At 73.6% G+C, this 13,669-nt stretch carries 9 protein-coding genes and 1 pseudogene; 5 read left to right on the top strand and 5 right to left on the bottom strand.

Annotated elements, in window-relative coordinates:
- From J1M37_RS06830 to pgsA, 4 genes and pseudogenes are all read left to right on the top strand, one after another.
- A pseudogene (locus tag J1M37_RS06830) lies at positions 1 to 2,438 on the top strand (OB-fold nucleic acid binding domain-containing protein); the annotation flags it as partial.
- Positions 2,439 to 2,547: 109 nt separating this feature from the next.
- On the top strand, positions 2,548 to 4,566 hold the full coding sequence (thrS, locus tag J1M37_RS06835; RefSeq protein WP_206452367.1) for a threonine--tRNA ligase: 2,019 nt from the start codon (positions 2,548 to 2,550) through the stop codon (positions 4,564 to 4,566).
- Positions 4,563 to 5,243, top strand: coding sequence for an HIT family protein (locus tag J1M37_RS06840; RefSeq protein ID WP_095346702.1), 681 nt, complete (start codon positions 4,563 to 4,565; stop codon positions 5,241 to 5,243). The genes thrS and J1M37_RS06840 overlap by 4 nt, the downstream gene beginning before the upstream one ends.
- Entirely contained in the window at positions 5,243 to 5,854 is a 612-nt protein-coding gene (pgsA, locus tag J1M37_RS06845; protein WP_070708840.1) for a phosphatidylinositol phosphate synthase, read from the top strand. The genes J1M37_RS06840 and pgsA overlap by 1 nt, the downstream gene beginning before the upstream one ends.
- Before the next feature lie 24 nt (positions 5,855 to 5,878).
- Here the strand turns inward: pgsA and J1M37_RS06850 are convergent, their stop codons facing one another.
- Genes J1M37_RS06850 through J1M37_RS06860 form a run of 3 tightly spaced genes read right to left on the bottom strand, consistent with a single transcriptional unit; the run spans position 5,879 to position 7,794 of the window.
- Positions 5,879 to 6,397 (bottom strand): aminoacyl-tRNA deacylase, encoded by a 519-nt coding sequence (locus J1M37_RS06850; RefSeq protein ID WP_010078782.1) that lies wholly within the window; start codon positions 6,395 to 6,397, stop codon positions 5,879 to 5,881.
- A gap of 7 nt (positions 6,398 to 6,404) precedes the next feature.
- Positions 6,405 to 6,863, bottom strand: a complete 459-nt coding sequence (locus J1M37_RS06855) for a SufE family protein (RefSeq protein ID WP_020624761.1) — start codon at positions 6,861 to 6,863, stop codon at positions 6,405 to 6,407.
- 37 nt (positions 6,864 to 6,900) lie between these two features.
- Positions 6,901 to 7,794: a sulfurtransferase gene (locus J1M37_RS06860; protein ID WP_144818452.1), complete on the bottom strand. Its 894-nt coding sequence runs from the start codon at positions 7,792 to 7,794 to the stop codon at positions 6,901 to 6,903.
- A gap of 223 nt (positions 7,795 to 8,017) precedes the next feature.
- On the opposite strand from J1M37_RS06860, the gene zapE reads away from it, so the two are divergent.
- Positions 8,018 to 9,073: a cell division protein ZapE gene (zapE, locus tag J1M37_RS06865; RefSeq protein ID WP_080981737.1), complete on the top strand. Its 1,056-nt coding sequence runs from the start codon at positions 8,018 to 8,020 to the stop codon at positions 9,071 to 9,073.
- A 74-nt stretch (positions 9,074 to 9,147) separates the two neighbouring features.
- Here zapE and J1M37_RS06870 read toward each other — a convergent pair whose 3' ends face one another.
- Together J1M37_RS06870 and J1M37_RS06875 are read right to left on the bottom strand one after the other, a co-directional pair.
- Positions 9,148 to 11,853, bottom strand: coding sequence for a GNAT family N-acetyltransferase (locus J1M37_RS06870; protein ID WP_206452368.1), 2,706 nt, complete (start codon positions 11,851 to 11,853; stop codon positions 9,148 to 9,150).
- Positions 11,850 to 13,669 (bottom strand): IucA/IucC family protein (locus tag J1M37_RS06875; protein WP_206452369.1); only part of this gene is annotated, 1,820 nt, incomplete at its 5' end. The genes J1M37_RS06875 and J1M37_RS06870, both read right to left, overlap by 4 nt.

The raw sequence follows: 13,669 nt of genomic DNA on the forward strand, positions 1-13,669 counted from the left end.
CCGCCCCCCTGCTCGAGGCCACCCGCCGCCTCGCCGAGGCCTGCGCGCTCGACCCCGAGACCGACCTCGGCTGGGGCGTGCCCCGCGTCCCCGAGGCCGCCGTCATCGGCATCGACGGCCCCCCGGAGCACGTGCTGCGCGAGCGCACCCGCACCGGCCTCCTCGCCCGCTACCCCCACCTCCACACCGGGGGAGGCCTCCCCGGCACCAGCCAGGCGGCCCGGGATCTGCAGGACCGCGCCGAACACGAGCTCGGCATCATCACCCGACTCGGCTTCTCCTCCTACTTCCTCACCGTGGCCGCCGTCGTCGACCTCATCGAGGGCATGGGCATCCGCGTGGCCGCCCGCGGCTCCGGCGCCTCCTCCCTCGTCAACCACGCCCTGCGGATCTCCCATGTCGACCCCATGGCCAACGGCCTGATCATGGAGCGCTTCCTCTCCACCGACCGCTCCACCCTCCCGGACATCGACATCGACGTGGAGTCCGCCCGCCGCCACGAGATCTACCACGCCGTCGTCGAGCGCTTCGGCGCCGAGCGCACCACCCTCATGAGCATGCAGAACGCCTACCGGGCCCGCGGCGCCGTCCGCGACGCCGGCCTCGCCCTCGGCATGCCCGAACCCGAGGTGGACGCCATCGCCAAGCAGCTCTGGCGCTTCTCCGCCTCGAACTTCCGCGAGGCCCTCCAGCGCATGCCCGAACTCGGCGGCCTCTCCCGCCGCATCGAGTCCGGCCGCGCCGAGGGCGACCGCCAGCTGGACCTGCTCGTCGACCTCACCGAACGCCTCGACCGCCTGCCCCGCCACATCTCCATGCACCCCTGCGGCGTCATCCTCGGCGACGCCACCCTGCTGCACCGCACCCCCGTCCAGCCCTCCGGCATGGGCCTGCCCATGAGCCAGTTCGACAAGCACGACATGGACCCCATGGGCTTCCTCAAGCTCGACATCCTCGGCGTGCGCATGCAGTCCGCCATCGCCTACACGATCGCCGAGGTCGAACGCACCACGGGCGAGCGCATCGACCTCGAACAGGTGCCCCTCGACGACGACGCCACCTACGCGATGATCCGCACCACCCACACCCTCGGCTGCTTCCAGATCGAGTCCCCGGGCCAGCGCGAACTCGTCGGCAAACTCGCCCCCCGCGAGTTCAACGACCTCACCGTGGACATCTCCCTCTTCCGCCCCGGCCCCATGCAGTCCGACATGGTCCGGCCCTTCCTCGAACAGCGGCACGGCTGGGCACCCGCCCACTACCCGCACCCCGACCTGCGGCCCGTCCTCGCCGAGACCCACGGGGTCACCGTCTTCCACGAACAGGTCCTACGCACCATGGACGTCATGACCGGCTGCGGACTGGCCCGCGCCGACGAGCACCGCCGCCTCCTCGGCGGCCCGCAGGAACACCTCGTCGAAGAGGCCTTCCGCACCGGCGCCCTCGCCCGCGGCTACTCCCTCGAAGTCATCGACGAGGTCTGGGCCACCCTCTCCGCCTTCGGCTCCTTCGGCTTCTGCAAGGCCCACGGCGCCGCCTTCGCCGTCCCCACCTACCACTCCGCCTGGCTCAAGACCCACCACGTCCACCACCTCGAACTCCAGCACTCCACCACCCGCGGCACCGCCCCCGGCCGCACCGCCCCGCGCTCGCGGTCCGCCCGTCCACGGCAGGTGGAGGGCCAGCTGGCCCTGGACCTGCCGGACACCGAGCTCACCGCCCTCGCCCCGCTCTTCCCGGACCCGGCCCCGGCCGCCCGGGTCCGCACCGAGCTGGAGCTCACCGCCCTGGACGTCACCGCCCACCTCATGGACTCCCACGCCCCGTACCTGGACGCGCTCGGCGTCACCCGGGCGAAGGACCTGCTCGGGCTGCGCACGCAGTCCCGGGTGCTCGTGGCCGGGGTGCGCGTGGCCACCCAGACCCCGCCCATGCGCAGCGGCAAGCGGGTGGTGTTCCTCTCCGTGGACGACGGCACCGGATGCGTGGACGCCTCCTTCTTCACCGAGGCCCAGCACGCCTCCGGGGAGATGCTCTTCTCCGCCCGCCTCCTGCTGATCGAGGGCACCGTCCGGCGCACCGGCGACCGGGCCGTGTCCGTCCAGGCCGTGCGCGCCTGGGACCTGCACCGGCCCGAGACGCTCCCGGACCCCGACTACCTGGACGCCACCCGGCAGCAGTGGCGGGACTGGCTCGCGGCGGACCGCCGAGCCGCCGCCGCGCGCCGCAGCGGCCGGGCGGGCACCGGGGCGCAGCCCCTGCCGGACATCCCGCACCACGGCACGGGCGGCTGGCCCGTGAAGGTGCGCACCGACGTCGGGCCGGCCGGCGGGGCCCGCCCCGGCCGCACGGCACCCGATCGGCCCGCTCCGGAGCACACCCCGATCCCGGTGCCCCACCCGGAGACGTGGGAGCTGCTGCCCACCCCGGACAGATGAGACCGTCCGCCTCCGTGCCCCGCCGTCCGGCCGCGCCCCTAGAATGGGACGCGGCCGACGGTGGCCCCCGTACGCCACCGACCCCGAAGCCAGACCTCGAAGGAGCACCGTGTCGGAGCCGAAGAACATCCTGCTGACCGTGGACGGAGAGCTGCGGGAGGTGACGCACGGCACCACCGGCCTCGACCTCTTCCGCGAGAAGCCGACCACCGCCGTGATGCGGGTGGACGGCCTGCTCTGGGACCTGGCCCGCGAGATCCCCGCCGGCGCGTCCGTCGAGTCGGTGGACATCACGGAGCCCGAGGGCCTCGAGGTGCTGCGGCACTCCACCGCCCACGTGATGGCCCAGGCCGTGCAGCAGCTGCGCCCGGGCGCCAAGCTCGGCATCGGCCCGTACATCACGGACGGCTTCTACTTCGACTTCGACGTCGACGAGCCCTTCACCCCCGAGGACCTCAAGCAGATCTCCTCGCTCATGCAGAAGATCGTGAAGTCCGGCCAGACCTTCCGCCGCCGCGTCGTGGACGAGGAGACCGCCCGCGCCGAGGTGGCGGACGAGCCCTACAAGCTCGAGCTGCTCGGCAAGAAGGACGCCGCGGACACCGCCGGCGAGGGCGCCTCCGTGGAGGTCGGGGCCGGGGAGATCACCATCTACGACAACGTGGACCGCAAGACCGGCGACGCCGTGTGGTGCGACCTCTGCCGCGGCCCGCACCTGCCCTCCACCAAGCTCATCGGCAACGGCTTCGCGCTCACCCGCTCCGCCGCCGCCTACTGGCTCGGCAACGAGAAGAACAAGCAGCTGCAGCGCATCTACGGCACCGCGTGGGCCAGCAAGGACGACCTCAAGGCCTACCAGGAGCGCCTCGCCGAGGCCGAGCGCCGCGACCACCGCAAGCTCGGCGCCGAGCTGGATCTCTTCTCCTTCCCGGACGAGCTCGGCTCCGGCCTGCCCGTGTTCCACCCGCGCGGCGGCATCATCCGCAAGGAGATGGAGGACTACTCCCGTCGGCGCCACACCGAGGCCGGCTACGAGTTCGTCTACACCCCGCACATCACCAAGCAGCACCTCTACGAGGTGTCCGGCCACCTCGACTGGTACGCGGACGGCATGTTCCCGCCCATGCACATCGACGAGGTCCGTGATCCCGAGACCGGCGAGATCACGCGCCAGGGGCAGAACTACTACCTCAAGCCGATGAACTGCCCCATGCACAACCTGATCTACCGCTCCCGCGGCCGGTCCTACCGTGAGCTGCCGCTGCGGCTGTTCGAGTTCGGCTCCGTGTACCGGTACGAGAAGTCCGGCGTGGTCCACGGGCTCACGCGCGTGCGCGGCATGACCCAGGACGACGCCCACATCTACTGCACCCGCGAGCAGATGAAGGAGGAGCTGACCACCACGCTCAACTTCGTCCTCGACCTGCTCAAGGACTACGGCCTCAACGACTTCTACCTCGAGCTCTCCACGAAGGACCCGGAGAAGTTCGTCGGCTCCGACGAGATCTGGGAGGAGGCCACCCGCACCCTCGCCGAGGTCGCGGAGGCCTCCGGTCTGCAGCTCGTCCCGGATCCGGGCGGCGCCGCGTTCTACGGCCCGAAGATCTCGGTCCAGGCCCGGGACGCCATCGGCCGTACGTGGCAGATGTCCACCATCCAGCTGGACTTCAACCTGCCCGAGCGCTTCGACCTCGAGTACCAGGCCGCCGACGGCACCCGTCAGCGCCCCGTGATGATCCACCGCGCCCTCTTCGGCTCCATCGAGCGCTTCCTGGGCGTCCTCACCGAGCACTACGCCGGCGCGTTCCCGGCCTGGCTTGCCCCGGAGCAGGTCGTGGCCATCCCGGTGGCCGAGGCATTCAACGACTACCTGGACGACGTCGTCGCGAAGCTGCGTGCCGAGGGGATCCGGGCGCGCCTGGACGACTCCTCGGACCGCTTCCCGAAGAAGATCCGCACCGCGGCCAAGGAGAAGGCGCCGTTCGTGCTGATCGCCGGCGGCGAGGACAGGGAGGCGAACGCCGTGTCCTTCCGCTTCCGCGACGGCACCCAGGACAACGGCGTGCCGGTGGAGGAGGCGATCGAACGCATCGTGAAGGCGGTGCGCGAGCGCGAGGTCACCCCATGACCAGCCCCGGCACCGGCGGATCCGACGCGCGGGCGCAGGCCCGCGCGTCGGCGGACGCCGCCGCCACGGACGGCTTCGAGCTGCCCGGCGCCCCGGACGCCTTCGAGCGGTTCTGGAACGCCCACCGCATGGCGTACGTGTCCAAGGGGACGGGCCAGGTCAAGGACGAGCACACCTGCCCGTTCTGTGCGGCCCCGCAGCGCGACGACGAGCACTCCCTCATCGTCCACCGCGGCCGCACCGCCTACGTGGTGCTGAACCTGTACCCGTACAACCCCGGTCACCTGCTCGTCTGCCCCTACCGCCACGTGCCCCTGTACACGGACACCACCACGGAGGAGGCCGCCGAGATGGCGGAGCTGACCCAGACGGCGATGCTCGCCCTCGGCCAGGCCGCCGGCGCGTCCGGCTACAACCTCGGCATGAACCAGGGGGCGGTGGCCGGCGCCGGGATCGCGGCCCATCTGCACCAGCACGTGGTGCCGCGGTGGACCGGCGACGGCAACTTCCTGCCGATCATCGCCCGGACCAAGAACATGTCGCAGACCCTGGGGGAGACCCGGCAGATCCTCGCGGACGTCTGGGACCGGGCCGCCCGGGACCACGCCGCGCGCCAGGCGGCCAACGCCCGTGCCGCGGCCGAGCATCCTCGCCCGGGGGCCGGAGACTCCGCCTGATGCTGGACCGTCACGCGCGCGGCGTCACCACCCGCCTGTTCACCCCGGTGGCCCGTACGCTCCTGCGGGCCGGGGTCAGTCCGGACACCGTGACGGTCGTCGGCACACTCGGCGTGAGCCTGGGCGCGCTCGTGCTCTTCCCCCTGGGGCACCTGTTCTGGGGCACGCTCTTCATCACCGCGTTCGTGTTCTCGGACCTGGTGGACGGGATCATGGCGCGCGAGGCCGGGTCCACCGGCCGCTGGGGCGCGTTCCTCGACTCCACCCTGGACCGCGTGCAGGACGCGGCCGTGTTCCTCGGGCTGTGCCTGTGGGGCTTCGGCGTCGGCGCCGCACCCGCGGTCGGCGCGCTCTCCGGGGCCTGCCTCGCCCTAGGCATGCTCGTCTCCTACGTGCGTGCCAAGGCGGAGGCCCTCGGCTGGGACGCGCACGTGGGCATCGCCGAGCGAGCGGAACGGCTCGTGGCCACCCTCGTGGTCGCCGGCCTCACCGGCCTCGGTCTGCCCCCGGTCGTCCTGGCCGTCACCTTGGGGCTGCTCGCCGCCGCGTCCCTGGTCACCGTCGGCCAGCGCATGGCCGTGGTGCGCCGTCAGGCGCGCGACGACGCCTGACCGGTCCGCCGCAGGACCGGCCCGTCAGCCCGCCGCGATCTCCGCGACGACGGCGCCCGTCACCTGCACGAGGTCGGCGGGCGCGATCTCCACATCCAGGCCGCGTTGCCCGCCGGAGACGTACATGAGCTCCGCGTCGAGGGCGGAGGAGTCCAGGACGACGGGGTGGGGCCGGCGCTGGCCCAGGGGCGAGACGCCGCCCCGCACGTAGCCGGTCCGGCGTTCGACGACGGCCAGATCGGCCAGGGCGAGTCGCTTGACGCCCAGCACCGCGGCGGCGGCCCGCAGGTCCAGCTGACCGGACACGGGCACCACGCACGCGGCGAGCGCGCCGTCGGGGTCCGCCACCATCAGCGTCTTGAACAGTCGGTCGGCGGGCACGCTGAGCGCCCGGGCGACCTGGACGCCGAACCGCTCGCCGCCGGCGTCGAGGGCCACGTCGAAGGTGTGCAGCCGGTACGGGACCCCGGCGGCCTCGAGGGCGGCGACGGCCGGCGTGGCCGCCCCGTGCCGGGCGCCGCGATCCTTCTTGCGCTGGCCCACGGCGGACTCAGGCGATCCCGGCCTGCTCGCGGACGTTGCGCTTGATGCGGCCGAGCATGGCGGACATGCCGCGCAGGCGCAGGGGGGTGAGGGCCTTGGCCAGGCCGAGGCGGGTGGGGATGTCTTCGGGCACGTCCACGACCTCGAGGGCGCTCAGCCCGTCCAGGCCCTGGGTGAGCACGGAGGCGAAGCCGCGCGTGGTGGGCGCCTCCGGGGGAGCGGTGATGAAGAGGCGGACCGGGGCCTGCGGGCCGGGCTCACCCTCGAGTTCGACGGCCAGGAACAGCGGGGTCTGACACTCCACGACCTGCTCCATCTCGGCCTCGTGGCCGTCGTAGCGCTCCGGCAGCGCCGGCAGCTCGTCCGAGAACTCCAGCAGCAGCTCGAGCTTCTCGGGATCGGGCACCCCGGCGAAGTCGTCGATGATCTCGGCCAGGGCGGCGGGCACGGCGTGGTTCTCGGTCATGGTGTCCCAGTCTAGTGATCCACGCCGTGCCGGGGGCTCAGCGCGCGGGGGCCTCGCCCGGCTCTTCGCCGACGGCGATCGGCAGGCGCACGGCGTTGCCCCACTCGGTCCAGGAGCCGTCGTAGTTGCGGACGTCCTCGTGGCCGAGCAGGTACTTGAGCACGAACCAGGTGTGGGAGGAGCGCTCGCCGATGCGGCAGTAGGCGATCACGTCGTCACCCTCCCGCAGCCCGGCGTCGGTGCGGTAGACCTGCTCCAGCTCGGCGCGGGACTTGAAGGTGCCGTCCTCGTTGGCCGCGGACGCCCACGGCACGGACGCCGCCGTGGGGATGTGGCCGCCGCGCAGGGTGCCCTCCTGCGGGTAGCCGGCCATGTGCGTGGTCTCGCCCGTGTACTCGGGACGGGAGCGGACGTCGATCAGCGGGGTGGTCCCGATGGCCTGCAGGACGTCCTCGCGGGCGGCACGATCTGTGTGGTCGTCGCGCTCGATCACCGGGTACTCGGCGCGGGCCACGGTCGGGACCTCGCGGGTGGTCTCGCGTCCCTCCGCGATCCACTTGTCACGGCCGCCGTCCATCAGGCGCAGGTCCTCATGGCCGTAGAGGGTGAACACCCACAGGGCGTAGGCGGCCCACCAGTTGGACTTGTCGCCGTAGAACACCACGGTGGTGTCCCGGGAGATCCCCTTGGAGGCGGCGAACTCGGCGAAGGCCTCGGGGCCGACGAAGTCGCGGGTGACGGGGTCGTTGAGCTCGGTGTGCCAGTCGACGCGTTGGGCGCCGGGGATGTGGCCGGTGGAGTAGAGGAGAGCGTCCTCGTTGGACTCGAGGACCACGACGTCCTCGTCGCCGACATGGTCGGCGACCCACTGCGTGGACACCAGCTTCTCGGGGTGGGCGTACTCGGAGAACTTCGCGGCGGTATCGGTCATGGCACTGCCTTCCTTCGCGTCGGGGCGGGCCCGCACGGGCCCGGGGCGGGCGGCACGACGACGGCGGGTTCCGTGTCCGTGCCCTGCGCGCCAGATTACGGCACGTCGGTGTCACGTAAGAGGGTAGGGGCCCCTCAGTCCGGGACACGCGAGGTCACATGGGTCGGGTCCGCGGCCCGATAGCATGGCCCGGAATCCCCGTCGTCGACCCTGGGAGTGTCCCGTGGCTCAGATCGTCCACCTCGCCGACCGTTCGCCGCAGGTCACCCCGGACCAGCTGTTGTCCGGCTTCCACCCGTCGTACCGCTTCGGCACGGTGTCCTTCGACACCTACATCCCGGACCCCGCGCACCCCTCGCAGGCACAGGCCGTGGAGCGGCTGCGCCGGTTCGCGGCAGACCTCGGCCGGGGCGGTTCGGGCGGCGGGTTCCTCGGCGGCCTGTTCGGCGGGAAGAAGCGGGCGGCAGGGCCGGCCGGCATCTACCTCGACGGCGGTTTCGGCGTCGGCAAGACCCACCTGCTGGCCTCGACGTGGCACGCGGCCCCCGGGCCCAAGGCGTTCGGCACGTTCGTGGAGTACACCAACCTCGTGGGCGCCCTGTCCTTCCGCAAGGCGGTGGACGAGCTCAAGGAGTACACCCTCGTGTGCATCGACGAGTTCGAGCTCGACGACCCGGGGGACACCGTGCTGATGTCCCGCCTCATGCGCGAGCTGGCCGACGCCGGCGTGCGCCTGGTGGCGACCTCCAACACCCTGCCGGGCTCGCTCGGCGAGGGGCGCTTCGCGGCGCAGGACTTCAAGCGCGAGATCCAGGTCCTGGCCGACCAGTTCGAGGTCATCCGCGTGGACGGCGAGGACTACCGCCACCGCGGCCTCTCCGCCGCCCCGTCGCCGCTGGACGACGCCGCCGTCGAGGCCACCGCCCAGGAGAACTTCCCCGACGCGGGTGTGCTCGCCGTGGACGACTTCGCGGACCTCACCGCGATGCTCTCCCGCGTGCATCCCTCCCGCTACCGCGAGCTCGTCAAGGACGTGGACGTGCTCGCCCTCCACGACGTGCACACCATCACGGAGCAGGCCACGGCCCTGCGCTTCGTGGTGTTCGCGGATCGCCTGTACGACAAGGACGTGCCCGTCCTCGCCTCCGGTGTGCCCTTCGACGCCCTGTTCACGCAGGAGATGATGCACGGCGGCTACATGAAGAAGTACTTCCGCACGGTCTCCCGCATGACCGCCCTGGTCCGGGAGGGCCAGACGGGCGTGGCCGAGCACAAGTGAGCCACCGCCCCTGACCGGCACGACGACGGCGCGCACCGAGGCGGGTGCGCGCCGTCGCCGTGTGCGGGGCAGGGTCAGTGCACGGCGCGGAAGCACAGCGCCGCCCGCTTGCCCGGCAGCTCGACCTCCCGGTCCACCGTGAAGCCCAGAGCCCGGGCGGTCTTCACGGCCCGCGTGTTGCGGACGTCCGGCTCGATCACGAGCCGACGCGTGCCGGGGCGTGCGCCCAACCAGTCCACAATGCTCCGGTAGGCCGTGGCGCGGGCGCGCCCCTGCAGGCCGCCGGGGGCGGTGATGAAATGGAATCCGAGGTCCCCGTCCCGCACCTCGTAGGCGCCGCCGACCTCCTCCGCGCGAGGGTCGTAGGTCTGCACGAGGGCCACGAGGGTCCCGCCGTGCCACACGAGGTGGTTCGCGTGGGTGGGCTGGAACTCGAGGAAGTCGTAGACCTCCTCGACGTCCTGCACGCTGTGCCCGCGCATCCCGTAGAATTCCGCCCGCGGCTCCGTGACGAGTGCGTGGATCAGCGGGGCGTCCAGGGCCGGGCGGACGCGCGTCATGGTCAGGCCCAACGCCCCGACGCCGACCTCGGCCACGATGCGTCCCGGAGGGGCCCCGCCGGGGACGGAGCGGGCGGGTGCGACGCCGCTGCCGGCGGACGGGGGGACGGGACCGGACGGCACGGGCAGCAGGCGGCCGGCGGCCCACGCGTCCAGCTGATCCGTCACGTGCCCGCCTCCGAGACCGGAGGCGCCGAACGGGACGACCCACCGGCTGCGGGTGCGGTCGCCGAGGTCGAACACGACCCGGGCCACTGGCCCGCGGTGGGTGCCGACGGCCAGGCCGGGGGCGTGCGAGGTGGCGCAGACCGCGTCCGCGGTGCCGCCCACCCGGACGGACCCGATCGTGTCGAGCACGTCGGCGAGCCCCGGCACATCCGGCCCGCCGGGATGCTCGTGCGTGAACAGGAACGGGGTCAGGGCATGCGCCGCACCCCACGTCCGAGCCGTGTCGTCGGGGCCCGGCGGCTCAGCGGCGTCGCCGACGGCGGCGACGGCGGCCCGCACGAGGTCCCTCGTCGACGCTGCGACCCCCAGGGCCGCGCGCAGCGGCTCCGGCCCGCGCTCGGCGAGCGCCGCGCCGACCCATGCGGCGGCGTCGCCCCACGGTGCCCACGGGCCGCCGAGCAGGGCCCGCGAGGCGGGCGGCAGGTGCGCGATCAGGGCGGCGGCCACCTCGTGCTCCACGAGGAGCCACCAGCGGGCCGCGGCCGATCCGGCGGCGGCGTCGCCGGCCCACGCCGGGACGGACTCCGCGGCCAGCACGTCGTCCGCGACGAGCGCGTCGACGGCGTCGGCGAGCCAGGCCCGCGGCGCGCCCGGGGTCCGGGTGTCCGTCTGCAGGGCGGCCATCGCGTCCACGGTCCGCTCCTGCGGTGCCAGCGCCTCGAGGGCCTCCCGGATGCGGCGGGACCGCCACGGCGCGCACGCGTCCACGGTGAGGCAGGCGGTGTCCGGGTGGGGCTCGTTGGCCGCCACCACGACGTCGTCCGCCGCGGCCGGCGCGGGCCAGCGCACCCAGCGCTGATCGAGGGACCCGTCGGCGGAGCCCCGGCCCAGCGCGGAGGCCCGCGCCGCACCCCAGGCCGAGCGTCGATCCCGGCGCCGCACGGCCCCGGCGTGCCGGGTGAGCACCGTCCGCCGGTCCGCGACGATCACGCGATTGACCGGCTCGACGTGCCCGTCCAGCACCGCGCAGGCCTCCGCGGCGCTCGCGGCCGTGAGCAGCCGGCGCGCGCTCGGCAGGCCGGTGTCGGCGCGGTCCCAGGCGGGGAACCGCATGCTCACCGGGCCGGCGCCGGGCACGTCCACGAGCCGCCCGCGCGGGGTGTGGGCCACCCGCACGTCCACGGGGTCGCCGCCGCGCACGTGCACCCGCTCGGTCCGGGCGTCGAGGACCTCCGGCCCCTCGGGGGCGTCCTCGAGGACCATCTCGAGCGAGGACACCATCGCCGAGGTCGTCACCCACGCGACGTGCTCGGACTGCCCCACATGCGGGACGCCCGGCACACCGGGGAAGGCCAGGCCGACGACGTCGACGCGGTCCCGGGGACGCTCGGCCTCCACCACGAGGCGCACCTGCTGGTAGACGCCGGGCAGCTCGAGCAGCCGGTGCGGGTCGGCGGCCACGAGCGGAGCGCCCTCGGCGCCGACGCGCACCGCCCAGGCGTTCGAGCCGTCCGCGTCGGGGCGCGGCGAGATCAGCGCCGCGGCGAGCGCGGGGAAGCGCTCGGCCAGCAGGGTGCGGAACAGGGCGGCCGGCGCGTTGGTCAGCCAGACGTTGTAGCCCAGGTGCAGGGCGAGCGCCGTGTGCGGGTCGAACGGCAGCGGCTTCACCCCGTGGGCGGCGAACTCGGGCGCGCGCCGGGCCCCGGCGTCCAGCCCCGCGTTCACGCCGTCGGCGAACCGGGTGAACCAGGCCCGGTCCTCCGCGTCGTCGAGGGCGTCGAACGCCCGGCGGGCCGCGCCGTCCAGGTCCATCTGCCGGGCGGCGACGTCGTTCGCCACCGCCGGCGGGCCGAACACCTCGGCGCCCATGCCGGTGACCCGGCGGTGCTCGCAGTCGACCTGCCAGGCCCGCTCCGTCGCCACGTGCCACCCCTGGAGGTAGGCCAGCTCGGGCAGGGACGCGGCCACGAGCGTCGGCACGCCGTGCGCGTCCCGGTGGCAACGGCCCGCCACGTCACCCGTCACCGTCCCGGTCCACGCGTCCGCGCTCATGCCGCGGCGTCCTGCCGGAGCTCCGCCAGCGCGCGGCGCAGCGGCGCGGACACCGGGTTGGCCAGGCGACCGGCGTAGAGCAGCGAGCCCGACGGGTCCGTCAGGTCCACCATCTGCGTGGCGTTCCGCAGCTGCAGCCGGTTCAGGCACGAGTGCGCGAAGTCCTCCGCGTCCAGGCCGAGGCGCTCCACATCCGCGAGCCCCAGGGCCGTGTACTCGGCGAGGACCCGCCCCACCACGGCGTAGAACTCCTCCGCCGGCAGCAGGGCGTCCGCGTCCATCACGTCGGCCAGATGGCGCAGCACGCCGTCCAGCATGTCCGTGAAGAAGGAGAGGGAGAGGTCCTCGTCGGTGAGGTCGATGCGGATGCGCCGGGTCTGCTCCGTGAGCGGGACGCCGTCCGCGCCGACCACCACCTCCTCCCCGATGTCCTTGAGGAAGGCGCCGGTGACCCGTCCCTCCCGCAGGCGGAGCACGATGTTCTCCCCGTGGGGCATGAACACGGTCGAGTAGGCGGCGGCCAGATGCACCAGCGGGGTCACGTAGGCCGTCACCACCCCGTGCAGCCACTGCGCCGCCGTCAGCCCCGAGCGCTCCACGAGCGCCCCCGCCACGGAGCGGCCCCCGCCGTCCCGGTGCAGCAGCGCCGCCATGGTCATGACCCGCTCGCCCTCCGCCAGGCGCGGCAGCGGACTCTCCCGCCACAGGGCGGCGAGCATCTTCGTGTGAGGACCCTTCGAGCCCACGGCATGGAAGGCGTCCCCGGTGTACCCGGCCGAGGCGTACTCCCGCAGCACCCCGAAGCCCCACCTCGCGAGCAGGGGGTCGGAGTCCACGAGGTCGGCCACCACCGCGTTGATCGCCGGGGTGACGGACATGTACGCGGGGGAGAGGCCGCGCACGAACCCCATGTTCTGCACGGACAACGCCGTCTTCAGCTGCGGGGCGTGCGGGTCGCTCGCGTTGAACAGGGTGCGCACCGCCTGCATGGCCGTGAACGCGTCCGGGTCTTCGCCCACGTGCACCAGCCGCCCCGCGGCGAGGTCGGGGGCGAACGCGACCTGGATCCGGTGCTCCCACTGCCACGGGTGCACCGGGATCAGCGTGTACGCCTCCGGATCGACGTCGAGCGCCGCCGCCCGCTCCGCCCACAGGCCCGCCACCGCCTCGGTGATCGGCGGGGGCGGCGCCGGCACGGCGGCGCCCGCGCTCGCGGTCTTGGGCCAGGTCCACCGTCCCCCGAGCTCGGAGGGGAACGCGAGCCACACCGGGTGCAGCGCCCGCCCGCCCTCGGGGGCGAACATCGCGTACTCCGTGGCCCCCCAGCCGATGCGGCCGTTGGTGGCCACGAAGCCCGGGTGTCCCTCGCTCATGGCGGCCTCCACCGCCGTGTAGTCCGCGTCCACCAGGTCGGCGGCGGACGGGCGCTCGCCGGCCAGGGTGTGGCACCGGGCGGCGAAGGTGGAGGCGAGCTCCTCGAGATAGACGTCCAGCGCCTCGCCGGCCAGCCCGAGCACCTCGGCCGCGTCGAGGACGAAGCGGTCGACGGCCACCGCGTCCGGATCCCCGGCACGGCACACCGAGTCCGGATCCACGCCGAGGTGCTCGAGCGGGAGGGCACGCGCGGTGAACGTCCACCGCACCCCGCCCAGGGTGAGCGTGTAGGCGTGGCGGCCGGCGTCGTCGACCCGCTCGCCGCGCATCGGCGTCAGGAGCCGCTCATGGGTGAACTCGCGGATCGCCTTGGCGACGAGCAGCCGGTGGGCGTGCCGGGCGGTCGGCGCCGTCAGCGCGTCCAGGCGGGACGGGGAGGACG

Origin of the sequence: Micrococcus sp. KRD012 (assembly GCF_017168555.1) — a bacterium.
Lineage (GTDB): Bacteria > Actinomycetota > Actinomycetes > Actinomycetales > Micrococcaceae > Micrococcus > Micrococcus luteus.